We start from the raw sequence: 22,960 nt of genomic DNA on the forward strand, positions 1-22,960 counted from the left end.
TGTTACTCCAGCAACCATGAAGCCATTGGATATCGCCGTGGACGCCGGGGCGTGCTGCTTCGCTCGTCGAGCCGCCGGCTGTCGTAGGAACACGCGAAGAGAGTAAAGAAGGAAAGACAGAAAGGATCATATCGTGGTCGTTCTGGTGATTGGCGGTGCGGGATACATTGGCAGCCATGCGGCGCGGGCCCTGAGGCGGGCTGGGCACGAAGTTATTATTTTCGATAATCTCAGCACCGGCTACGAATGCCTGGCGGCCGGCTTTGAATTGGTCAAGGGCGACATGCTCGACTCTGCGGCTCTGGCTCAAGTGTTGCGGCGGGCCGAAGCCATCATGCATTTCGCCGCGCACGCTTATGTCGGCGAGTCGGTGAGCAATCCAAGAAAATATTTTCACAACAATGTCGAGGGCGGACTCTCGCTGCTGAACGCCGCGCTGGATGCGGGCGTAAAGAAGATCATTTTCTCCTCGACCTGCGCCGTGTATGGCGAACCGGCAAAAATTCCCATCGAAGAAAATACGCCGCGCGAGCCGGTGAATCCCTACGGAGTAACGAAGCTATTCTTTGAGCAGGCCTTGGAGGCATATGATCGGGCGTATGGGTTCCGTTACGCCAGCCTGCGTTATTTCAATGCGGCAGGCGCCGACGACAGCGGAGAGATCGGCGAACTGCATGAGCCGGAAACGCATTTGATTCCGCTGGCGCTGCGCGCAGCCGCGGGTCTTGGCCCCGAGTTGCAAGTGTTTGGCACTGATTATCCCACCCCCGACGGAACTTGCGTGCGCGACTACATCCACGTGAACGATTTGGCGAGCGCCCATTTGAAGGCGTTGGATCACCTGACGGCAGGGAAGGAAAGCTGTGCCGTGAACGTTGGAACCGGCACGGGCGCTTCGGTGCAGGAAGTAATCTCGATGGTCGAGGAGGTTACCGGAAAGCGCGTGCCGCACAGGAGGGTAGCGCGGCGGCCGGGAGATCCGCCGACGCTGGTGGCGAATCCAGCGAAGGCGCAGGCCCTGCTGGACTGGAAGGCAACTCGCGGTCTGCGCGACGTAGTCAAGACCGCATGGAACTGGATGGAGCGGCGACGTGAGGCTACCGTGCGTTAAGCTTGCAGCAAAAATCTTTTCCACAGAGGGCACAGAAGAGCACTGAAAAATGTCCTGCTCTTCCTCTGTGAACCTCTGTGCCCTCTGTGGTTAAGATTTTGATTTTGACTTCCTGAGGAAAATTATGGGAAACGATCTGGCAGGGAAGAAAGTGGCGTTCCTGGGTGCGGGCAAGATGGGCGGCATTATTCTACAGGCCTTGCTGAAGAGCGGCATGCTCTCGGCGCAGTCCACTTGCGCGACCGTTGCCCACGAAGAGCGCGCCCAGGCGCTCGCGACAAAGCTGAAACTAAAAGTTGGCACCAACAACGGGGAGGCGGCGAAAGGAGCCGACATTATTGTGATCGGCGTGAAGCCGCAGGTGGTCGAGGACGTAGTATGCGAGATCAGCCCGCACATTACTTCGAAGCAGGTAATCGTGTCGGTGGCGGCCTCGGTGCCGACGTCGATGATCGAAAAAAATCTGCCGCCAAATGTTCCCGTCATCCGTGCCATGCCCAATACGCCATGCCTGCTGGGCGCGGGGATGACGGCCATCTGCAAAGGCAAACACGCCAGCGCGGAAGACGTCGCCCTGACCTGCCGCATGTTCGATGTCGTGGGCCGCACGGTTGTGGTCGACGAAAAACACATGGACGCCGTGACTGCACTCTCAGCCAGCGGCCCAGCCTACATTTACATCATCCTCGAATCGCTGGCGGAGGCTGGGGTGAAAGTCGGACTGCCGCGCGACATTGCGACTTTGCTGGCCGCCCAAACCACGCTGGGCGCGGCGCGGGTCGTGCTCGAAACCGGCGATCACCCGGCGCTGCTGAAAGACGCCGTAACCACGCCGGCCGGCTGCACCATCGATGCCATCATGGAACTTGAGGAAGGGAAGTTGCGCGTCACGCTGATCAAAGCGGTCGTAAAAGCGGCACAGCGCGCCAAAGAACTGGCCTACGGATAGTCTCATCGATGAAGCTGCTGATTGTCGTGCATCACCGCTTTGATTTGTGGAAGGTGCCCGCCTGGTTCGGGGAGCGGCTGGCGCAGGAATTTCCGCAGGTACAGATCAGGCTGCGCGACAGCTATGAGGGCATCGAGGCAGATCTTCGCGACGCTGAAATCATCTTCACCATCTCGCTGCGGCCCGAACAACTGGCCGCGACCCGCAATCTGGGGTGGGTGCACGCTCCCAGCGCCGCCGTGCATCAGTTGCTGTTTCCGGAATTGATCGACAGCGACATTGTCGTCACAAACTCGCGGGAAGTCCACGGTCCGGTCGTCGCCGAGCATGTGATGGCATTGGTCTTCGCGCTGGCGAAAAAGATTCCGCAGGCCGTTCTCTTCCAGAAGCAACATATCTGGGCTCAGGAGAAAATCTGGAACGATGGACCGCATCCCCGCGAAATCTCGGGTGCTACTCTGGGCCTGATCGGCGTCGGAAGCATCGGACGCCGGGTGGCACAGATGGCCGCGGCTCTGCGCATGCGCGTAATCGCCGTGCGCGAGCACATGGAAAAAGAAAAGCCGGAAGGTGTTGACTTCGTATTCCCGACGTCGGCGCTCGACCAACTCCTGAAGCAGTCTGACTATGTGGTATTAGCTGCCCCGCTGATTCCCGCCACGGAAAAACTCATCAGCGCCGATCGCCTCGCCACGATGAAACCCGGCGCGTGCCTGATCAATGTCGGCCGCGGCGCGCAGGTCGATGAAGCCGCGCTCGCGCAGGCGCTGCGAACACGCCACATCGCCGGAGCCGCGCTCGACGTATTTGAACTCGAACCGCTACCCGCCGACTCTCCACTATGGTCCGTAGAGAATCTGCTGATCACGCCGCATACCGCAGGCCTCACCGAAAAGCTCTGGCATCGGCACTACGATCTATTCTCCGACAATCTCCGCCGCTATCTGGCGCATGAGCCGCTGCGCTTCGTGGTCGACAAGCACAAGGGATACTGAAGCAAGGCGTGCTACAGTTTTGGTAATGGAACAGCGCCTCATCCTCATCAACTTGCTGGTCAAGCTGGGCGTGGCCGCGGCTGTATCCAGCACGCTGGTGCGTTCCAAGGAATTCAAGCTTCTGTTGTTTCGCGAGGAGCGCACTTTCCGGCAGAAGATTTACCTCGTCCTTTGGTTCGGCTTGCCGATCATGGTCGGCGTTTGGATCCGGATGTGGCAGAAAAGTTTTCTAGCCGGTGATCTTAGCTTCGAAACCACCATTCTCCTGGGAATGGTGGGCGGGCGTTGGGCCGGCTCGCTCGGCGGCGTGCTCATGGCCTTTCCCGCTATGTTGCACGGCGAGTGGGCCACGCTTCCTTTCCTGCTGCTCTGCGGATTTATCTCCGGCCAGTTTCGTACCATGGCGCTCGATAAGGACGATATCTGGTCGTTCACTCCATTCATCGACCAAAGTATTTTTCGGCTCATCCGCCGCAATCTGCCCCGGCCTCGACTTTTCGACTGGCAGATTATTTTCTTCACCACCGTGATCGGTCTGCGTTTCGTGCAAACCGAACTGGTCGATTATTTTCCGCATTCGATGTTTGCGCTGGAGAGTCTGGACAACTGGTGGGTGGAGAGCGCCATCTACGCCGCGTCGGTGATGGCGATCGGCATCGAGCTGAAGATTTTTAACAGCGTCCGCATCCAAATCAAGCTGGAAGAGCAAGAGCGCCTTCTGCTGCACGCCCGCATGGAGGCCTTGCAGAACCAGATCAATCCGCACTTTCTATTCAATACTTTGAATTCGATCTCATCGCTAGTGCGCTTCGACCCAGACATGGCGCGGGAAGTGATCTTCAAGCTGGCGACGATTTTGCGCCGCCTGCTCAACAGCAGCGAGGCGTTTGCACCTTTACGGGAAGAATTCGAATTCATCGACAACTATCTCGACATTGAAGTCGTGCGCTTCGGGCGCGATAAACTTCGCGTGGTCAAAGAGTTCGATCCTGCCACGCTCGACGTGGTCGTCCCCAGCATGCTGCTACAGCCGCTGGTCGAAAACTCCATTAAGCACGGCCTGGGGCCGAAAGTGGAGGGCGGCAGCATTTATCTTCGCAGCCGTATGGTCGACTCCCGCCTCATCATCGAAGTCGAAGATGACGGCGTCGGTATGGGCTCCACTCACCTGGAAGAGAGCAGCAGTTGGTCGGGTATGGGCATCGGCATGGCTAACATCTCCGAGCGCCTGCAGGTGCTTTACGGAGACACCGCGCGCATGACTATCGACAGTCACGAAGGGAAGGGAACTCTGGTTCGCATCCGCCTGCCGCTCGTCGAAGCGGCGAGTTCCGTGCCGGAAGGCTTCTATGCCGAGCGCTCCAGCACGCGCCGGTAAAAATCCTCGTACTGTTTCACAATCTTGGTCGAGCAGAACCGCTCCATCGCCGCCTCCCGCGCCTGTTTCCCCATGGTCCGCAGAAGTTGCTCGTTGCTCAGCAGATCGATGGCGTACCGCGCCATCGTCTCTACGTCTCCCACGTCGGCGAGATATCCGCTCCTGCCGTGGTCGATGACCTCCGGTACGCCGCCGGCCCGCGTCGAGATCGGGACCACCTCGCACGCCATCGCCTCCAGCGCCGCCAGCCCAAAGGATTCCAGTTCGCTCGGAATCAGCATAATGTCGGCTATCGATACCTTCTCCTGAATCTGATCCTGCTTGCCCAGAAACAGCACGTCGCTGTGAATGCCCTTTTGCACCGCCAGCCACTCCGCGACAGAACGGTCGGGGCCATCGCCGATCAGCAGCAATCTCGACGGCATCTTCTTGTGAACCCGGTCGAAAATTTCAATCACATCAGTCAAGCGCTTCACCGGACGAAAGTTAGACAAATGCACCAGCACGCGCTCGCCGTTAGGCGCATATTCCTTTCGCATTTCCGCAAAAGTTTCCGGGTTGCGGCGGTAAACATCGCAATTGACCGAGTTATAAATCACCTCGATGCTGTTCTTCACGTCGAACACGCGCTGCGTGCGGTCTTTCAGATAGTTCGAGATCGCCGTAACCCCGTCGCTCTGCTGAATCGAATAGCGCGTGATCGGCAGATAGGAACGGTCGAGGCCGACCAGCGTGATGTCGGTGCCGTGCAAAGTCGTAACAAAAGGCAAGCGGCGTCCACGCGGTCCCTCCGCCATCATCTGCCGCGCCAACAGCGCGCTCACCGAATGCGGAATCGCGTAGTGTACGTGCAGCAAGTCGAGATCATAAAGCTGCGCCACCTCGGCCATGCGCGTCGCCAGCGCCAGATCGTACGGAGGATAATCGAACAACGGATAACGCGACACTTCCACTTCGTGATAGTGGATATTCGGTTCTTCGCCCCGCAACCGAATCGGCTGCGCATACGAGATGAAATGGATCTCGTGCCCGCGCTGCGCCAGCTCCAGCCCCAACTCGGTGGCGACCACACCGCTGCCGCCATACGTCGGATAACACGTGATCCCAATCTTCATACGCGAGAGGCCGCCTTCTCGATACTCCCGTCATTCGATGGCCGGAATGCGCAGGAGTTGCAGATTTTACATGGGGTTGCCGCCACTGAAGGCCCGAGGAGAGCGCCGGACCCGCGAGCTGCTCGCTTTCCTATTGACGCCGTTCAGACCTGTGTGGTCAAATCGGCGGTGTTGTTGTCGCGCAGTTCCCCCCGACAAGAGACAGACCTGTCCTCGCGGCACCTGAATTGGGCCTCCGCCATTTGATCGCAGTTCAATAGGAGTGCAATGAGAATCCCAAAGATTGTCGTACTAGGTCTTGCGCTTGGGTCCCTCGGTGCATATGCGTTTGGTCAATCCTCAAAGGCAACTCCAGTTCTGAAGGCAGAGGGTTCAACGAAAGATCCCATCGACAGCGAGCCCGGCAACACCGGACCGAGGGCAAACGCCTCTCGTGCCGGCCGGCCAGTTGCGCCGATGCAATCGTGTGCGGCAGCCTTGTCAGAGAACCAAGTGTTGATAACCGAGTGCGGCGGTACCCTTCCGCTGCTGTCGGCGACGGACGGCACCGGGCTTGCTGCGCCGAAGTATTTGACAGCGATTCAGGCGATGAGTTCATCGGGCCCAGACCCCAACACGCCGCTACAAATCATTAACCAGTCGAACTCGACCGGCGGTGCAACGCTGCCAACGCCGTTTGGCAGCGGCATGGGCGGTATCGACATACTCCAGAATGCTAAGGCCGTTTCCTCCAACTACCCCTCGCCATATTTTCAAATGTGCGCCCAGCAGTTGCTCGGAATGGGAACGCCGGTGTCGGCGCCGGGCTGCTGGCAGCTGCGCGTCGACGCAGGCAGCGGCGCGAACCCGCAGGACGTTATCGAGTGGACGCGGTTGGCGACGACGAATCAAACGCACAACATCACTATGCTCTGGCCCGCCCAGATCAATATTGCGTCTAGGGGGCAGATAACTGTCGGACCGGAGCCCCTGCTAACGGGGGCAAGCGCGAACACGCCGTCCACGTTCACTGGTCAAACGAACCTGAGTACAGCCGCGGGATTGGGCGCAGGATTCATCACTATCGAGCCTGGGCAACTTCAAGCGGGCACAGGCGCTGACGGGTCAATCGAAGGCTCTCTGCAGATTCTCCAGGGCTACATCGTATCGAACGTGTCAGTAACGGACGGTAGACTGGCCTGTCCCACCGGTGCGACTGGCGCCTCGCAGGTCGTTCAGCCCTGCACGAACACTGGCGCTGCGGAGAATTGGGTCGGCGTGTTTAATAGCAGCATCCCAGGGCAGCTGGCCTTGCAGCCGCCACCTAATACTGGTGTTACGCTTACTCCCGTGCGCTACGGACGCGTACCGATTCTCAGCGCCGGGACGACGGGCGTCACATTCCATAACGGCGACTTCGTCTGCAAAGATGACGCCAACGCCAGCTACGTTGTAAATAGCGCCAACGCATGTCCCGTGGGCGAGTCCATCGGAATCGCTGTGGGCGACACGGCCTCGCCCGCTACGACGAGCCATCTAGTCGATCTGGTCCCCCAAGCGAGCGCGCTTCTACAGAGCTATTGGACGAACGGCCCAACAGCGGGCAGCGTAACGATTGCCACGAGTGGCACTCAATACATTTACGGCCTAATAATCCCCGCACAGGTGATGGCCGGACATATTGTTCTCGACGTCGCAACCGCCGACACAACTCCTACTAATTTGTACAGTGTCGGAATCTACGCGGTTACAAACTCCACAACCCTATGCATGACGTTCACCCCTCCTTGTGTTGTTCTGGTGGCTCACATTTCGCCACAAGCTTTCACGACGACGGGTGTGCAGGCACCAATCGCTTTTCAGGAAGGCACGGTAGCATTTCCGACCGGCAAATACTACCTTGGACTTACTGGCGAGGCCACCGCGCTGAAACTGGCATCTATAGTGACAACACTAATCCCGTTACCTGCGACCTCCGAGGGTCCGACAACACTCGGCGCGCAAATCACTGGCCCATTCACCCCGCCCGCGGATAGCTGGGTCGCAGCCGGTGGTAGCGAACCCGTTATTGCACTGGCACCATAACAGGGCGAAAAGAGAGCCCTAGTTCGATGTTTCAAAATTGAGGGATTTTGGCCCCGATAGACCAACATAAGGAGATGGTATGACTAACTTCGGATGGACGTCTGCAATCTATCTGCTCTTGATCGTTTGCGTGGTTGGGGCAGCGTCCTCGAATGCCCAGACTTTCACAACATTGGTGAACTTCAATATAGTAAACGGCTCCAGCCCCTATGCGTCGCTCGTCCAGGGAACTGACGGCAGTTTTTACGGAACTACGACCTACGGAGGTCCCACCTCGTGCGAGTCGCCGAACGGATGCGGTACCGTATTCAGAGTTACCCCAGGTGGAACCCTCACGACGCTTCACAAGTTTTGCCGTCAAACGAACTGCGCCGACGGAGCAAATCCGCAAGGAACCCTGGTGCTGGCTGTTAATGGAAACTTCTACGGAACCACCAGCGGCGGAGGAGCAAACTCCGGCGGCACGATTTTTAAGATCACCACACGGGGCGCGTTGACCACGCTCTACAGCTTCTGCGCCCAAACCAACTGCGCAGATGGCTCCTCTCCTCGATCACTGACCCTGGGAACCGACGGGAGCCTTTACGGAACCACCGTTTTCGGCGGTGCGGATGCATCCTGCTATCTGTGTGGGACCGTCTTCAAAATGACACCGAGCGGCCAACTCACTACGCTGCACAGTTTTGACGGCACCGATGGTGCCTCTCCCCGTTCATTGATTCAGGGCAGCGATGGCAACTTCTACGGAACCACCTACGGCGACGATGCGACTAACTGCGAAGAGACCGGAGTCAACTGCGGCACTGTATTCAAAATGACGCCCGCGGGCGTTCTGACAACGCTGCATGCTTTCAGCTATATCGATGGCGCCGGACCCATTGGGGCGCTGGTCGAGTCCAAGACAGGAAACTTTTCCGGGACTGCAAACTACGGTGGCACCGTGCTTGATGTATGCGACGTCGGTTGCGGCACGATCTTTAAGGTCACCTCGACAGGGAAGTTCACCTCACTGCAGAACTTCAGTTGGGGTAACGGTTCTATTCCCTTTGCGGGATTAATTTTGGCGACGGATGGAAATTACTACGGGACAACGTCTAGCGGTGCCCCATCGGGAAACGGCAATATTTACGAAGTCGGCTCGGGCCGCGGGATCGACAGTCTATATGCCTTCGAGGACAGCTACTTTTCGATAGCCGGGCTACTTCAGGCTACCAACGGCACTTTTTACGGGAGCACCGCTGGGGACGGCAACACTTCCTTCGGCACCATCTTCAGCGAGAATACCGGCCTTGGGCCGTTCATCGCCTTCGTGAGCCCCGCTGGCAGCGTTGGTAAGAAAGCTCAGATTCTCGGGCAGGGACTGACCGGGACAACATCCGTGACCTTCAACGGCGTCCCCGCGACGAGTTTCACCGTCGTAGCGGACACCTACATGACCGCCGTCGTTCCGAATGGCGCCACCACCGGGAAAGTCGTGGTCACCACTCCATCTGGAACCCTAACCAGCAATGTCAACTTCCGGATTATCAAGTAACCGGACGGGTGGGCCATCCTTTCATCTTTTCCGTTGATCTTTCTTCCCATTACGAAACTGTGGGTGCCCCATCCTCGCGTTTTTGCGAGGGTGGGCGCGATGCTGCTTGTACCATAATTCTTCGTCATGCCCACTGGCCTGCATCGAACTTACGGCGCCCACCACCTGCACTTTATCACTTGTTCCTGCTATCGACGGCTCCCTTTGCTCAACTCGGCGCGGACTCGCGACCGATTCCTCTCCATCCTCGAACAGACGCGACAGCGCTACCGCTTTGTCGTGGTCGGATACGTCATCATGCCGGAACATATTCATCTTCTCGTCACCGAACCAGAGGTGGGAACTCCTTCTACGGTGATGCAAGTCTTGAAACAGCGCACGGCCCGCGCCTTGTTGCCGAAGCGCAAGCGAAGGAATCCGCGACAGCGAAACCTGTTCGAACAAGAGCCACGTCGAGCCTTCTGGCAGGCGCGCTTCTACGATTTCAATGTTTGGACGACGAAAAAGCGGGTTGAGAAATTGCGCTACATGCACCGCAATCCGGTCAAGCGGGCACTCGTGACGTCCCCGGAACAATGGCGCTGGAGCAGCTATCGGTTCTATCTGTTGGAGGAGGCCGGCCCGGTGCGCGTGAATGAGGGCTGGCCGGAGATTTCCTTTCGTGATCAAATAGCCTAAGTGTCGGGCCGAACACTCCGGTGCAGGCGTCCGTACCGCCCATCCTTCGCAAAGTACGCGAAGAATGGGGCACCCACCGTGTTGCTGGTGTACGCGAGGTCGAAAGGATGGGCCACCCGCCCAAAACGCCTCGCAGCCGAATCAATCACTTGAGGCCGGCGATTCCGTACTTTTCCACAACGTTCCTACAGGAACACTTTAAGAATTTGACTCTGCAAGCGCTAGATGCTTTCTTTGTGCCCAAAGGAAATGCCAGGGTCCATTTTGTCGAGATGAGCCTGAAAGCGCTTCTTCGATTCTTCCGGCATTCCGGTGAACTCGATGCCCATGCCCACCCCAGGATCGCGGGTGCGAACCACGGCGCTCGGCGTGAGATGGTCATCTTCAATCCACAAGTCCACTCGTAGCGCGGTGCCGATCGGCAGAGGCATGACGGTCTCAACATAGCAGCCATTGCCGCTGACGTCGGTGGCGTTGACTCGCATGGGAGTATTCACGCGCTCGTCGCGCAGCTCCAGAGGATAATTAATCCGGTGGCGAAGAAATTTTCTCCGGTTGTCGTGGCGCTGCTCGGTCCGTTCGTCCGGTTTCAAGTCGGCGGGAAGAGCCGCAGCCCATGGACAATCCTGGTCGGCGACCAGCGTCACGCCTACCTGAGTTTTCTTCAATGCTCCCGCATCGACGACCCAGACCACCCTGCAACGAGCTTTCTTTGTCTCATACTGCACGCCGATCACATCACCCACTTTCAGATCGGGCTCAATGCCAAAGAGACAGGCGCCGGTCACGCTCACGTTCTGCGCCATTGCATTCTGGAAAAACGGCTGGTTATTCGCGCCCATGCCCCATACCCGGACCTTTAAGTCCAGAGTCGCGCGCGGAGCAGGCGCTGGGGCCGACATGAGCGAAAACCCTCCAGATTACAAAAACTCAAACAACAGGGTATGGAAAGTATCATACGCCGCGCAGCAGATTGGCAGGTTACGAGAGTACCCATTCCCGCGTTGGAACGGTACTTAGCGAAGCCGCCTTTAGAACGAAATGATTGAATTACGACGGCTGGCTTACTCCGGCTTTTGTTGCGAGTTCGCGATAAGAAATGAGCTCAATATTTTCCTGCGCCAGCACTTGCCGGGCTGCGGGCAAAGTCAGGACGCGCAACTCCGTCTCCCGCGATTGGCGAAGCCGGGTTGCGGCGGCTTGAAGATCGGGATCGTTATAGCCGGGATGGCAGACAAATTCCCACGTGCCTTCAGGAATGCTGCGGGCGATAGCCGGGAACAATGTTTCGTCGAGCGCTCCGGTAACCACCACTCCCAGTGTGCCGTCGGGACAAGCGAAGCCTTCCTGGAGTACTGCCGCATGGAACTTTCCGGCGAACCCGTTCAGGATCCTTACTTCGACGTAGCGTGCCCAAAGCCCCGGGCGCGACAGCAGGTGACTCGATTGCAACGGTAACCGCGGGCCAAAGGGATTGCGTACGGCGCGCACACCGCAGGCCGCCGCCGCGCGCAGCAGCGGCCGCAGAATCGTCGGAAACAAGTGGGTATGTTTGTGAGTGTCGATGTGAGAAACGACAATGCCGGCAGACTGGATTTTGCGGATTTGTGCCGTGGCCTCGGCGACGATTTCGTCGGCATTCATGGCGCCAGCAATCGCGCGCGCGGCGAACGCCACCATGCCATCGCGAAAGTGCGCGGCTGAGGTGAGTGAAGGGAGTTGTTTGGCGGGCAGAACAGGATCGCCGTCCGTGAGCACAACATGGCAACCGATGCTGAGTTGCGGAACAGCAGGAGCGAGTCGCGCCGCGTCGGCGAAGGCCGCGCCATTGGCCATCAGCGTGGAAGAAGTGACGACGCCATGCCTGTGAGCCTCAACGATAGCCCGGTTCACGCCCGCAGTGTAGCCAAAATCGTCCGCGTTGACGATCAACCGCCGCACGCAGTCAGTCTAGCAGGCGATGGTCTTCCGGATTTTCTCCGGCTGAGTCGACTATTTCGCGGGCCGAAGCCCTTAACCCGTTGGTTGCGGCTCGCGTATACTCGTTGCAGCGCGTTTCGTGCGTCCATTCAAGTTCTCGCAGCAGGCGTTGGCTTCGGGCGAGACTAAGAAGGGCGGTTAGCTCAGTTGGTTAGAGCGCCTGCCTTACAAGCAGGAGGTCGCAGGTTCGAGTCCTGCACTGCCCACCATTCACACGTCTTGGCGTAATCGAAAACATCAATCGGTCATGTTGTTGCCGGATCCCTGGTGATCCGGATTGAGCGCAACGGTTAGTACAATTCCGATTCATACACCGCGTCGGACGTGGAGGACACGTTCCGCGACGGGGATGCCGGTGGGCGTCTCTCCTCGAAAAGGAGCCTGCGCAAAGAGCGCAGATCGTTCAGGATGCGCCGGCTGTTCTTCATGTGTTGCTCGAGTTTTTCGAGCTTGTAAGCCACAATTCGCAGCGCCTCCAGGCGGCGTTGTTCTTGCTCTGGATGAGCGACGATATCGCTCTCAACTTCCTGCCGGGTTTTGTTCACCGCATGAGCCAGCAGGCGCAGATATTCCTGCGCGCCTTCGATACTTTCGAACGGGGTGTCAAGTTCATTCCGCAAGATCTCACCTCAGTCAGAAGAGTTGCTTCCGTCGTCGCCTAATCTTCGTCGACGAGAAGCGGTCGAAGTTCTGCCCATATTTTCGGATTCCGAATCGCCTCCGCCCAGGTTGCCGGAACGACCATTGTCCGATTGCCATACGCGGAGCGGTCTGCAATTGAGGGGGCCGATGCGCCCACGACTTCATCCGGTCGAGCCACGAGCGCACGTTGCGGAGGCTTGCGCTGTCCGGGCTCCACTACCGGCGGCTGGCTCTCGGTTAATTTTCTGAAATACGAGTTAGTCGACATTCGTCTTTACCTCTCTTCTGGAGTTTTCTTCCTGTCTCGATTTCTCAATCCAGTTGTGCCAGAGCCTTGCGGGCCTGGAGCGCATCGTCCCCGGCGAGATTCAGGCGCAATGCGGTGTCGAGTTGCGTTTTCGCCTGTCGTTTCGCTCCATCCGCCAGTAAAGCCATTCCCAGGTGATAGTGGTAAAGCGGCTGCTCGGGAGCCTTGCGCACGCAGTCCTGAAGCAGGGGAACGGCATCGTTTGTGGCGCCTTTCAGATACTCGATCCAGGCCAGCGTGTCATTGATGCTCTCCACCTCGGGGGCTAGTTCTTTGGCCCGTTGTGCGAGACCGAGAGCGACGTTTAAGTTGTTGCCTTGCCTGGCCTCGACCAAGGCCAGATTGGCGGCCGCAAGGGAAAAATTCGGGTTGATCCCGAGGGCGCGTTCATACCGCTGACGCGCGCCAGGCAAGTCACCTTTCGACAGGTACAGGTTGCCGAGCAGAGTAATCAGAGGAGGGAAGTTGGGCTGTAGTTCGCCGGCCTTGTCATAGCTGGCAATGGCCGCGTCGATTTCGCCCTTTTCTTGAAGCAGTTGCCCCATTCGCAGATACGCAGCGGTCATCGAGGGATCGAGTTCAGTGGCTCTGGCAAGCTCGCGTTGCGCGTCCTCATAACGCTTGCCGCCCAAATACAACGAACCCAGAATGAGATGGCCGCTGGCGTCGGAGGAATTTGCGTTTGTATATTTTTGAGCGCGGCGGATGGCGGCAGCGCGCTGGTTGCGCGCTACCATGGAATCGACCAACTGGGCGAGCGCCCCGCTGAATTGCGGGTCCAAGCGCAGAGCGTCTTCAAATTCACGCTCGCCTTCCTGCCATTGGTTCGCCGCCATGAAGGCAAGCCCGGACTGGTAATGGGGTTCGGCGTTGAGGGGCGCCAGGCTCTGGGCGACTCGGAACTCGTGTTCGGCACCTGCGATATCGCCTTGCCGCAACAGCACGCTTCCCAGCAGCAAATGGCCGTCCACATCGCCAGGAAGCACTTGTACGCCATGCTGAGCCAATTCTTTCGCGGCGGGCAGATCGTCCTGCGACAAGTGAAGATTGGCCAGACTGCGCAGGGCGAGCAAGAAGTCGGGAAATGCACTTACCGCTTCCTGTAACTCCGACTGAGCCGAAGCCAGGTTCCCGCTTCGCCAGTAGGCCAAACCGAGAAAGTAGTGAGCTTGCGGCGATTCTGGATTATTGCTGACCAGTCGGCGCAACTCGGCGACGGAATCCTCTTTCTTGGCGGTAAGCAAAAGCATGCTTCCCCGGTGCAGTTTCGCAGCCGCATCCGCGGGGTCGTTGCGCAGCACTTCCTGGTTCAGGGCCAGCGCTTCTTTGGCTCGATTGGCGGCGAGATAGGCTTCGACCAGATGGTTCTTCACTTCGTTGTTGTTCGGCGAGGCCGATAACGCGCTCCGATAGGCCGTCAGGGCTGGTTGCGCCTGGTTGTGCCCGAGATAGTAATCCCCGATTGCAATATTGACTTCGACTGCGATTTCGGCTTGGCCTGACCGTCCGGCGCGGTCCCTCAGCTTCTGTAGTACGGCCTCGGCGTCTGTGGGAAGCTTTTCGCCCGCGAGGATCTCCGCCCACAGAACATACAGCGCGGGATAGTCCGGGTTATGCCGGACACCTTCCGCGAGCGCTTGTTTCGCTTCGGGTAGTTGACCTCGCATGCGGAAGAAGGTCGCAAGGTTCGCATAGCCTTGCTCGAACTTCGGATCCGCCGCGATTGCCTTGCGGAGATGATCGAGGGCGGCATCATAGCGCCGCAAGCCGATCTCAAGAAGCGCGAGATTTTCGAAAGAAGAGGCGTCACCAGGGGTCAGTTCTGCGATTCTTTGAAAGGCGGCCAGAGCGTCGTCATTCTTGTCTTGTCCGGCGAGGGCCGCGCCCAATACCTGGAGGGCTCCGACATTGCCCGCGTCCCTTTCAATCACAGCTCTGGCTTCGGCCTGGGCGCGATCGTACTGGCGAGCGGAAAGATAAATCTGCGCGAGATTCAGCCGTGCGTCCAGGCGACTGGTATCTAGTTCGACCGTGCGTTGCAGAGCAGAAAGCGCCTCACTCCATTTCTGAAGACTGACGTTAACTTGCGCCAATTCGTAGTTGGCCTCGACATACCGAGGGTCGATCTGCACCGCGTGCAGAAACTGAATGCGAGCTTCCTGATACTTGCCCTTCTTGACGTAAGACTGCCCGCTCTCGAGATATCGCCGCTTGCTGACCTCGGGGCTGCGGCTGCAAGCGAGAGAACACAGGATCGCCAGAAGAACCGGTCCCAATGCAATTATGCGACGCAAGTTGGATTCTCCATTGGGCTCTTACCCCGAGCCTTTCGCCTTTACAGTTTCAACACCGAGGGGAGTCAATCCGTTTTGTCGGCGCCGTGGTTGGTGCGGCAGCGTTCGTCAGGGGAGGGTCAGGGGGAGTGTGCCGGGCGGTGATAACAGTTGCAAAAAAGATTTACGCTTCAGGCTGAGCCAGTTTGCGGCGCCGCAGTAACGCGATGCCAAGCAACCCAGTCCCGAGCAGGAACGCTGCCGTAGGTTCGGGCGCAACCGTCAGCTTCGCATGCCGCCAGTGATCCCAGTGCATACCATCGGCAGTGCTGGAGATGGTCTGCAATGCGCAGCGACCGCTAGTGGAGGAAGAACAAAGCAACTGGTTCAACATGTAACTTAGATCGGCGCCGCCGCCGCGCAAGTCCCCCGGCCCGATGTTGAATTGCGGGTGTGAACTTCCATCCGCCAAGGTAAGCGCCAAGGCCCCCGGGACGGGACCGGTCGTTCCGACTTCACTCGTGAAGGTGAACGTACTGTTCGCCGCGCTGTTGGAGTCGGCCAGTTTCCCGACCCCGAGCGCAAATGGTGAAGCGCTGAACGCGCCAGCCCCTCCCACTGAGCAGGTGACGCCGTTACAGTTTCCGAATGAGACCCAGGCCGAAGTTATGCCGCCAGGGGCAAAGGTAACGTTTTGGCTTCCGCCGCCCAGACTAATCTGACTTTGAGCTGACGCGGTCAATGCGGTCCCGGCCAGGAGACCGACAAGTAGAGCTAACGACCACAGGGTCGTGTGTTTCTTTGTATTTTTCACCGATTTAACTCACTTCCTTCAGACGAAGTAACAATCCAGAAATAATATGCACTTTGAAGTCCAAAACAGGTCTCGGTTACCTTCGTACCATCCATCGAAACGCTCTTGAAATCATCAGGCTACGAGCTCCCGCTTTACCCGGGCTGGGTGCGCGAGGGGGCTTGCGGGGGAGCGAAATTTCTTGCACGTTATGGGGCAAAACAAGGCCAAATCGATTTGCAGGATTTCGTGGCCTTAGCCCACATTTACCAGATCGTTGGCTTGCTCCGCGGCTTCGCGATCGATTTCTTCAGCCTTGGCGAATCCCAGAGTGGCGAATATGGTGGAAACTCGTTGGCGCGCCTGCGTTCTTTCGACTGGGCTGAGTCCGATCATCCAGGTAATGACGCCAAACAGTAGTCCCTGCCAACTCGCGGTGAAGCCTAATCCGAGGATTCCGGTTGCCGGCCCCGATCCCATCAGCCAGTGGCAAACTGCCAGAAACAACAGGCACACCAGTACCGGTCGAAATAACGAGATTCCGAAATAGTCGCGAGCGGTTACGCCCAGCTTGCGGAGCGTGTACCACGGTTGCAAGGTCAGTTTGACGATGACCAGCGGCACGGTTGTTCCCAGCGCAACACCCACTAGTCCGTACTTGTGGCCCCAGTAGATACTGAGGACCAGGTTGGCCAGGCCTTCGCCTAAGGTCCAACCGCCCAATGCCCGGTGGCACCCCAGAGCCACGAGCGCAGTCGTCGATGGCCGCTGTGCCAGTTCAAAAACGTACCCAACCAGCAAGATCAGCACCAGGGTGTAGGTCGAGACGAACTCTTCCCCTACCCAAACCCGCAACAGCAGTCGGGAGTCCAGAACCAGAATCGAGCCGATCAGGAATGTCATGAGCGTCGTGATCTTGGTCGCTTGCAGGAAAAATTGCCGCAGTTCCCGGCGGCGGCCTTGCCCCTCGTACCCACTCATGACCGGCAGCATCGGGCTGACCATGCTGTTGATGATGGGGTCGAAGTACTGCATGAGCCGACCCGCCACGCTGAAAGGCGCAATCAGCGCCACGTTCAGCACCCGCCCGATCACGATGGAATCGGTGAAAGTTCGCAGCCGGATGCCGGTGCTGTTCAGGAACATCCACACGCTGAATTCCAGAAGCTCGCGCGCCTTGGCCGGCGTGGCGAGACGCCAGTCGAGCCGAAGCTCGGGGTCGACGTGGCGCACCATGAGCCAATCCAGAGGCAGAAGACCGGCAGTCGCCACGATGCTCAGAACACCCAACGCCACCACCCCATAGCCGTGCCGCAGCACCACGACAATCAGCAGCGCGTGCATTACCGAGCGCGCCACCGAGATAAGGTTATAAAGATCGAACCGTTGCCATCCGCAGACATAAGTGCCCAGCAACAACATCACCAGGCTCACTGGAATGCTGATCGCCATCAGCACAATCAACAGCGTGAAGTCATGCGCGCGTTCGCCGCTGAGGCCGAAAAATCCTGGCAGGACCCAGGCAAAGGGCAGCATGATCACAAAAATCAGTACACCGATGCATAAGGTCAACGCCAGCGCGGTCATAAAGATCTGATTCAAAGCGGCCCGGTCGTTCACTCCGCGATAACGCGCCACATAGCGCTGCAAGGTTGCCCGCAAACCGAATTCGAGCAACCCCGAGTAGCCTGAGATGGAGCCCACCAAGACCCACAGACCAAATTCCACGTTCCCCAGATGGTGGATCAGGAAAGGAGTCAGCAGGAAGGCGATCGCGCCAACCACCACAATCGCAATCCAGTTCGAAAATATGTTCTTTAGCATGTCGTTGGACTTCTGAAAGGCTCACAAGCCAACCTGGAGCCGTTCTTTATTGTTCACCCAATCGTTCACCCAATCGTTCAACCGTTATCGCTCAACCGTTATCGCTCATCCGCCCGTTGGATACATCGAGCTCGAAATAGAATCCAAAGTAAGTTGCGCTGGAGCAATCGGGATGGAGTGGAACGTAGAGCGCCCGCTCCGCCACCGGCCACGACGAACGCAGCTCGTAGCCCAGTCTGGCCATACCCGCTAAGAAGTTCCGCTTGTTATGCAGCTTGCATGGCACCAGGAAGGTTCCGTTGTCCTGGATCGTGAGCAACTCGCCGGCGTCGGAGAACGGTGTGCGATTTACCAGTACCCGTCGCGGCAGTTGCTTTGCCTGCGCGAGAAGTTCGGGGAGAGAAGACTCAAAGTAATGCAACGAGCCCGAAGCTAGAAACAGATCGGTTGCGTCCAACTGCTCCAGGCTTTCGACATAGCGAATTCGCGATTCCGCACGTTCGGCGCCTAATTTCTCTCCGGCCGCGCGCAATTCCGGCAGGTCGTACACTTTCCAGGAAATGTCCGGCGGGAACGGAAGATAGTTTTGATAACAATAAAAAAGATTGCCGATATTTCCGCCGAAGTCGAAGACGCCGCGCAGCGGCTCTCCGGATTGGGAAAGCCAATAGAACACTGGGTAGTCGCTTTCCCGAGCGACGCGAGAGGACGATATATGCATGCGGATGTCGTCTTCATGTTCGTGACCGGCGCTGATATATCGCGTGGAGCAACTTCGGGCTTCCGCGAACGAACGAAAGGAACGGCGGTACCCGAGGAGGCGTTCCAGCACCCAGCGGACGGGGGCAAGCGAGCGCGCGAAGAGTACGATTGAGCCGCCAGCGGATACGCGACCCATATAGATGAGCAGGGTCGCCAGCGTTCTGATCTGCATCAGACGGATTTTTCGAAGCATCCGGAGAATGGCCCAACTCGGCTCCGCCGATTCGCGCGGCGCGCCCGGATCCGCCGTCACTGCCGGTAGCGAGACTTTTGCCGGGATTGCAATTGTGCTGTCCGCAACCTGTTTTTCTGCTTCGGGCTTTTTTGCTTCAGGCTTTTCTGCTTCAGCCCAGGCGCCGTTCGCGACACGGGTTTCAGTCTCGGTGATCATGGTTGCCATATCTGTGCCTGTCATCCTCTACCACCGCAGCAGCGTAGGCCGAATGGCGATTGCGGCAGCATTGATTGCAGCCCGGCCAGCGCGGCCATCATCTCGATCGTTCTCATAGTGTCCCTTGCGGCATTTGCCGGCCTACCGGATTGACGGCGCTTCCCGCAGCATCCTCATTCTCTGCGCGGGATCGATCAAACGGAGAAACCGAAAGAGCCGGCTCATGCCCTAGCTGTTCATTCAATTGCGCCGCCAGGACGCGCACCGCCGGTTCGTCGAAAATTTCGCGGTGGTCACCGGGGACTTCCTCGACCACCATGCGAGTGGCCACGTCCTTCCAACCGAGCGTAGTATCTCGGTGCAGCGACATCGGCTCGAGCCCGCTGCGAAACAGAGCTACCCGGCCTGAATAGGGACCAGGCTTGAATGCCTGCGCCGCCAGGTAGACGACCGCATTGGCTCCTCGCAACTCTTCGGAAAGCTTTTCCGTCTTGCCCACACTCGACTGATAATTGCGACGCAAGCGTGCCAGGCGAAGATTCTGGTGGACGCTTTCGACGCGTTCCCCCAGATATTCCCAGGCCGCGCGCAGCCCAAGCTGGCGCATGCGGTGAAAATGCAGCTTGCCCTTTTGCAGCCAGAACAGGCTACGGCGCACCGCCACTTCCATTCTGGAGAATCGCCGCAGGTACGCAGGATTGGCGGCATCAAACAACGCCACCAGCGCGACTTCCTCTGCTTGCGCTTCCAACTGCCGCGCCATCTCGAAGGCCAGTACGCCGGCCAGGCACCAGCCGCCAAGGTAGTACGGGCCTTTGGGCTGAGCCATGCGGAGAGATTCGATGTGATAGGCGGCAATGTCCTCGAAACGGTAGGGCGAAGGGAACTGAGTCGTGTCTTCGAGACGCAGGCCGTATACCGGCTGGTCTGCGCCGAGATTCTCGGCCAGCGGGACGAAGAAAGGACCGCCGTCCACGCAGAACAGGGCAGGCTTCGAGCCAGTTGTCTGAATGGGGAGAACGCGGCCACCGAAAGTTTTGCTTTCGCCTTGGCTCAACAACTCCGCCTGCTGGCGGATCGTCGGAGCTTCGAACAGTGCGGCCAACGGAAATTTTTTGCCGAAGCGTTTTTCGATCTTCAGGAGCAGCTTTGCCGCCGAAAGCGAATAGCCGCCGAGGCTGAAGAAGTTTTGCGTCACCTTGATCCCATCGCGGCGCAGCACTTCTTTCCAGATAGCTGCCAGTTGTTGCTCGATCTCGTTCGCGGGCTCCGCGTCTGCTCTGGCTTGGGGCGTGAGAGCCGGATCAGGCGAGATCGGATCCTGCTGCCGGCTTCGCGCTGAGCGCGCCATTGCTGGCTGCGGAAGGTTGGCGATGGGCGCGTCCGGCTGGGCCGCCAGGATTCTTAACAAACTCTGGTAGTGTTTCAGGGCGCCCTGGATAGTAGACGCATCAAAAAGATCGGGATTATATTCCAGCTCCGCCCGCACGCCCTCGCGCCGCTCGATGAAAACCAGTTGCAGTTCGAAGGGAATCCCCAGACTGAACTTGGGCATCGGCGTCACCTTGAGCTGTTGCACCTGCCGAGGCTGCAAGAAGGCCGTCTGGTACGAAAAATAAAATTGAAAATTGAGATTCCGTCCGCCGGGCGAATTCATCGGCAGATTTTCGATCAGGGTTTCGAAGGGAAGCTCGGCGTGGCTCATTCCATCCAAAACGCTCTCGCCGGTGTGGCGCACCAGTTCGCGAAATGTGGGATTACCCGACAGGTTCAGGCGCAGGGCGACCGGCTCGGCGAAGGGCCCGATCAGCGCCTCGGTCTCTGGCTTGCGATTCGCAATCGGTGAGCCGATCAGGATATCTGTTTCCTTGGAGTACAGGGACAATAAAGTCGCAAAGCAGGCCAGCGTCAACGAGAACATCGTCACATTCTCCGCCTGCGCCAGGTTTTTGAGAGACTTCATCAACTCTTCCGGCAACAAAAGCGACTCCATTGCACCCTGCGAAGCGGGCCGGTTCGTGGAAGGCCGGTCCAGCGGGAAGTCGATCAGCGGCAACGGCGCCGCAAGTTGTTTCACCCAATAGTCCAGGTGTTCCCGCATCTCCGCGGAAGCCGACCGCTCCTTTTCCCAGGCAACGAAGTCGCTGTATTGGATGGGCAAAGCGGCGAGCGCCGGTTCCCGGCCTTGAAGCAAAGCCTCATACGCAGTCCAGAGTTCGCGCTGAATGACTCCGCCGGACCACCCGTCGGCGAGGATGTGATGGATCGTCGTAACCAGCACGTGGTCGTCGGGAGCGATGCGGAACAGGCGCGCACGGAATAGGGGGCCGGTCCCAACATCAAACGGCACACCCGCTTCTTCGCGGACAAGTTCCCGCACACGCGCCTCGCATTCGGCTTGGGGCAGGTCGGGCACGGAACTGATGGCAAGCGAGAATGTCCGTGTGGCAGCGACCATCTGCGCGAGCTCTCCGTCGAATTCCTCGAAAGTCGTGCGCAGGGTTTCATGCCGATCGACGAGCAGTTGCAGGCTCTTCTCCAGGATTTCCAAGTCGATCGGACCTGCCAGGCGCATACACGACGCCATGTTGAGCCCCGGATTGCCAGGCGCTAGTTTGGCCAGCAGCCAAAAACGCTCCTGGGCAGGACTGACCGGCATTGCGTAATATTCGGGCTCGCTGATCGGGCCATTCGGTTCCCGGCGACGGTCGAGCGTTTGATCCGGAGGCAGAGGGAACTCGGAAAGGCGGCGGCCCGGATTTTCCGCAATGCCTTCGAGCAGCTCGCGGAAGCCGGCCAGCATCTGCTGCGCGGTCGATTCCTGGTACAGGCTGGTGTTGTAGTCCAGGGACAGCCGCCAGCCGGCCTCGCGCTGCACCATGAAGAAGTTCAAATCGTAAAGCGCGCCCATCGACTTCGACGGCATGGTGTGCACGGCCACATCGCCGAATTTGTGAACGAACGTCGAAGCCCGGGCATACTCGCGCTGGCAAACAAAATTGATGGAAAGGAAGGGATCGCGTAGCGGATCCGACTCGGGCCGAATCGCCTGTACCACGTCTTCGAAGGGAATGTCCTGATTGGCAAAGGCTTCCCACACCGTGTCCCGTATGGTCGCCGCAAACTCCACAAAGGCGGGATCGCCGGCCAGGTTCGCGCGCAAAGTTAAATTGTTAAACAGGAGTCCGACCAGACCCTCAATCTCGGCGCGGTTTCGTCCAGCCAGCGGCGAAGCTACGCTGATGTCCGTATTCCCGGTGTAGCGCTGTAACAGCATCATGCAGGCTGACAGCGCCGTCGTGTACATGGTGCCGCCCATTTGATCGCTGAATTTCTTGAGCGCATCGGTCAGCTGACCGGGAAGCATCTGCGAAATAATCCTGCTGCCGATCTGGCGCCGCGAGGTTGGAGGAAAATCGGTGCGGGGAAGATCCCCGGCAACATCCAGGCGGCGATAGCCGGCCAGTTTTTTCTTCCAATATTCCAGTTGCTGGCGGATTTCCGCCGATACCATCCATTCCTTGTGCCAGACCACGTAATCGCCAAATTGAATGGCCGGGTCCGGCAACGGAGATTCCTCGCCTTTTTCGTATGCGCTATAGATGGCCTGCAATTCTTCCATCAGAAGACTCACCGACCAGCCATCGATGACGATGTGGTGCAGGGTAAGCGTCAGTACGTGCCGGTCATCTTCCATTCGCAGCAGTCCGACGCGAAGCAGCGGTCCCGTCGCAAGATCGAAACCCTTTTTTGCCTCCATCGTGCAGATGTCATCCATCTGGGCCTCGCGCTGGGTCGTGGGCAAAGAGCGCAAGTCTTCAAGAGTGATTTTGATTTCGAGCGATGGAGCGATGAGCTGCACGAGCTCATTTTTGTCTTCCGTGAAGGTGGCGCGCAGGATTTCATGCCGCCGCACGACTTCGTTAAACGAGCGTTCGAGGATGGCGCGATCGAGTGTCCCGGTCAGACTCCAGCGGAACGAGGCATTGAGCAGAGAACACCCTCGCCAGAATCGATCGGCCCGCCACATGGCGGCCTGTCCCGGAGTCAATGGAAAGGCGAGGAACTCGCCGTCGCCGTCAGGCGCGATCAAGGGCGTAGCCTCCTGCGTCGCCAATGTTCTGGTTGCGTAATCCAATGCCTTTATCCCTTCGTCTCCAGAGG

The 22,960-nt window shown here is 58.4% G+C and carries 17 protein-coding genes and 1 tRNA gene; 8 read left to right on the forward strand and 10 right to left on the reverse strand.

The features are described from left to right. Nucleotides 1-133 precede the first annotated feature (133 nt). The 4 genes from galE to VGM18_19410 all read left to right on the forward strand — a co-directional run bounded on the left by galE (nucleotide 134) and on the right by VGM18_19410 (nucleotide 4,433). Entirely contained in the window at nucleotides 134-1,111 is a 978-nt protein-coding gene (gene galE, locus VGM18_19395) for a UDP-glucose 4-epimerase GalE (protein ID HEY3975179.1), read from the forward strand. A 124-nt stretch (nucleotides 1,112-1,235) separates the two neighbouring features. Continuing rightward, nucleotides 1,236-2,060 (forward strand): pyrroline-5-carboxylate reductase, encoded by an 825-nt coding sequence (gene proC / locus VGM18_19400; protein HEY3975180.1) that lies wholly within the window; start codon nucleotides 1,236-1,238, stop codon nucleotides 2,058-2,060. 8 nt (nucleotides 2,061-2,068) lie between these two features. Beyond that, the gene (locus VGM18_19405; GenBank protein HEY3975181.1) at nucleotides 2,069-3,055 is read left to right on the forward strand and encodes a D-2-hydroxyacid dehydrogenase; all 987 of its coding nucleotides are present in this window, start codon (nucleotides 2,069-2,071) and stop codon (nucleotides 3,053-3,055) included. A gap of 25 nt (nucleotides 3,056-3,080) precedes the next feature. Next, entirely contained in the window at nucleotides 3,081-4,433 is a 1,353-nt protein-coding gene (locus VGM18_19410) for a histidine kinase (GenBank protein HEY3975182.1), read from the forward strand. Here the strand turns inward: VGM18_19410 and bshA are convergent. After that, entirely contained in the window at nucleotides 4,403-5,548 is a 1,146-nt protein-coding gene (gene bshA, locus VGM18_19415) for an N-acetyl-alpha-D-glucosaminyl L-malate synthase BshA (protein HEY3975183.1), read from the reverse strand. The two genes, VGM18_19410 and bshA, sit on opposite strands and share 31 nt — an antisense overlap. 492 nt (nucleotides 5,549-6,040) lie before the next feature. Here bshA and VGM18_19420 point away from each other — a divergent pair, with 492 nt between their 5' ends. The 3 genes from VGM18_19420 to VGM18_19430 all read left to right on the forward strand — a co-directional run bounded on the left by VGM18_19420 (nucleotide 6,041) and on the right by VGM18_19430 (nucleotide 9,824). After that, nucleotides 6,041-7,612 (forward strand): hypothetical protein, encoded by a 1,572-nt coding sequence (locus tag VGM18_19420; GenBank protein ID HEY3975184.1) that lies wholly within the window; start codon nucleotides 6,041-6,043, stop codon nucleotides 7,610-7,612. Nucleotides 7,613-7,691: 79 nt separating this feature from the next. Then, nucleotides 7,692-9,146 carry a choice-of-anchor tandem repeat GloVer-containing protein gene (locus VGM18_19425; GenBank protein HEY3975185.1) on the forward strand — a complete coding sequence of 485 codons (1,455 nt, stop codon included), beginning with the start codon at nucleotides 7,692-7,694 and terminating at the stop codon, nucleotides 9,144-9,146. A gap of 126 nt (nucleotides 9,147-9,272) precedes the next feature. Beyond that, nucleotides 9,273-9,824 (forward strand): transposase, encoded by a 552-nt coding sequence (locus VGM18_19430; protein ID HEY3975186.1) that lies wholly within the window; start codon nucleotides 9,273-9,275, stop codon nucleotides 9,822-9,824. Nucleotides 9,825-10,045: 221 nt separating this feature from the next. Here the strand turns inward: VGM18_19430 and VGM18_19435 are convergent, their stop codons facing one another. Next, nucleotides 10,046-10,726, reverse strand: coding sequence for a PilZ domain-containing protein (locus VGM18_19435; protein HEY3975187.1), 681 nt, complete (start codon nucleotides 10,724-10,726; stop codon nucleotides 10,046-10,048). 148 nt (nucleotides 10,727-10,874) lie between these two features. Then, nucleotides 10,875-11,765 carry a ChbG/HpnK family deacetylase gene (locus tag VGM18_19440; protein HEY3975188.1) on the reverse strand — a complete coding sequence of 297 codons (891 nt, stop codon included), beginning with the start codon at nucleotides 11,763-11,765 and terminating at the stop codon, nucleotides 10,875-10,877. 171 nt (nucleotides 11,766-11,936) lie between these two features. On the opposite strand from VGM18_19440, the gene VGM18_19445 reads away from it, so the two are divergent. After that, nucleotides 11,937-12,013, forward strand: a tRNA-Val gene (locus VGM18_19445). 81 nt (nucleotides 12,014-12,094) lie between these two features. On the opposite strand, the gene VGM18_19450 is transcribed toward VGM18_19445, so the two are convergent. The 7 genes from VGM18_19450 to VGM18_19480 form a co-directional block, all read right to left on the reverse strand. Further along, entirely contained in the window at nucleotides 12,095-12,424 is a 330-nt protein-coding gene (locus VGM18_19450; protein HEY3975189.1) for a hypothetical protein, read from the reverse strand. Nucleotides 12,425-12,462: 38 nt separating this feature from the next. After that, nucleotides 12,463-12,714 carry a hypothetical protein gene (locus tag VGM18_19455; protein HEY3975190.1) on the reverse strand — a complete coding sequence of 84 codons (252 nt, stop codon included), beginning with the start codon at nucleotides 12,712-12,714 and terminating at the stop codon, nucleotides 12,463-12,465. Between the two features lie 44 nt (nucleotides 12,715-12,758). Then, nucleotides 12,759-15,047: a tetratricopeptide repeat protein gene (locus tag VGM18_19460; GenBank protein HEY3975191.1), complete on the reverse strand. Its 2,289-nt coding sequence runs from the start codon at nucleotides 15,045-15,047 to the stop codon at nucleotides 12,759-12,761. A gap of 163 nt (nucleotides 15,048-15,210) precedes the next feature. Continuing rightward, on the reverse strand, nucleotides 15,211-15,840 hold the full coding sequence (locus VGM18_19465; GenBank protein HEY3975192.1) for a PEP-CTERM sorting domain-containing protein: 630 nt from the start codon (nucleotides 15,838-15,840) through the stop codon (nucleotides 15,211-15,213). A gap of 234 nt (nucleotides 15,841-16,074) precedes the next feature. Further along, nucleotides 16,075-17,643 (reverse strand): oligosaccharide flippase family protein, encoded by a 1,569-nt coding sequence (locus VGM18_19470; protein HEY3975193.1) that lies wholly within the window; start codon nucleotides 17,641-17,643, stop codon nucleotides 16,075-16,077. Between the two features lie 91 nt (nucleotides 17,644-17,734). Continuing rightward, on the reverse strand, nucleotides 17,735-18,805 hold the full coding sequence (locus tag VGM18_19475) for a methyltransferase, TIGR04325 family (protein HEY3975194.1): 1,071 nt from the start codon (nucleotides 18,803-18,805) through the stop codon (nucleotides 17,735-17,737). Between the two features lie 103 nt (nucleotides 18,806-18,908). After that, a complete protein-coding gene (locus tag VGM18_19480) occupies nucleotides 18,909-22,934 on the reverse strand; it encodes a condensation domain-containing protein (protein ID HEY3975195.1) in 4,026 nt (1,341 codons plus the stop codon). Nucleotides 22,935-22,960: the final 26 nt, after the last annotated feature.

The sequence above is a fragment of the Candidatus Sulfotelmatobacter sp. genome, assembly GCA_036500765.1.
GTDB lineage: Bacteria > Acidobacteriota > Terriglobia > Terriglobales > Acidobacteriaceae > Sulfotelmatobacter.

Coding starts and splice junctions, on each gene's coding strand:
- VGM18_19410 (HEY3975182.1), top strand. CDS start 3,081: ATGGAACAGCGCCTCATCCTCATCAACTTGCTGGTCAAGCTGGGCGTG.
- VGM18_19470 (HEY3975193.1), bottom strand. CDS start 17,643: ATGCTAAAGAACATATTTTCGAACTGGATTGCGATTGTGGTGGTTGGC.
- VGM18_19430 (HEY3975186.1), top strand. CDS start 9,273: ATGCCCACTGGCCTGCATCGAACTTACGGCGCCCACCACCTGCACTTT.
- VGM18_19405 (HEY3975181.1), top strand. CDS start 2,069: ATGAAGCTGCTGATTGTCGTGCATCACCGCTTTGATTTGTGGAAGGTG.
- VGM18_19455 (HEY3975190.1), bottom strand. CDS start 12,714: ATGTCGACTAACTCGTATTTCAGAAAATTAACCGAGAGCCAGCCGCCG.
- proC (HEY3975180.1), top strand. CDS start 1,236: ATGGGAAACGATCTGGCAGGGAAGAAAGTGGCGTTCCTGGGTGCGGGC.
- bshA (HEY3975183.1), bottom strand. CDS start 5,548: ATGAAGATTGGGATCACGTGTTATCCGACGTATGGCGGCAGCGGTGTG.
- VGM18_19475 (HEY3975194.1), bottom strand. CDS start 18,805: ATGGCAACCATGATCACCGAGACTGAAACCCGTGTCGCGAACGGCGCC.
- VGM18_19435 (HEY3975187.1), bottom strand. CDS start 10,726: ATGTCGGCCCCAGCGCCTGCTCCGCGCGCGACTCTGGACTTAAAGGTC.
- VGM18_19425 (HEY3975185.1), top strand. CDS start 7,692: ATGACTAACTTCGGATGGACGTCTGCAATCTATCTGCTCTTGATCGTT.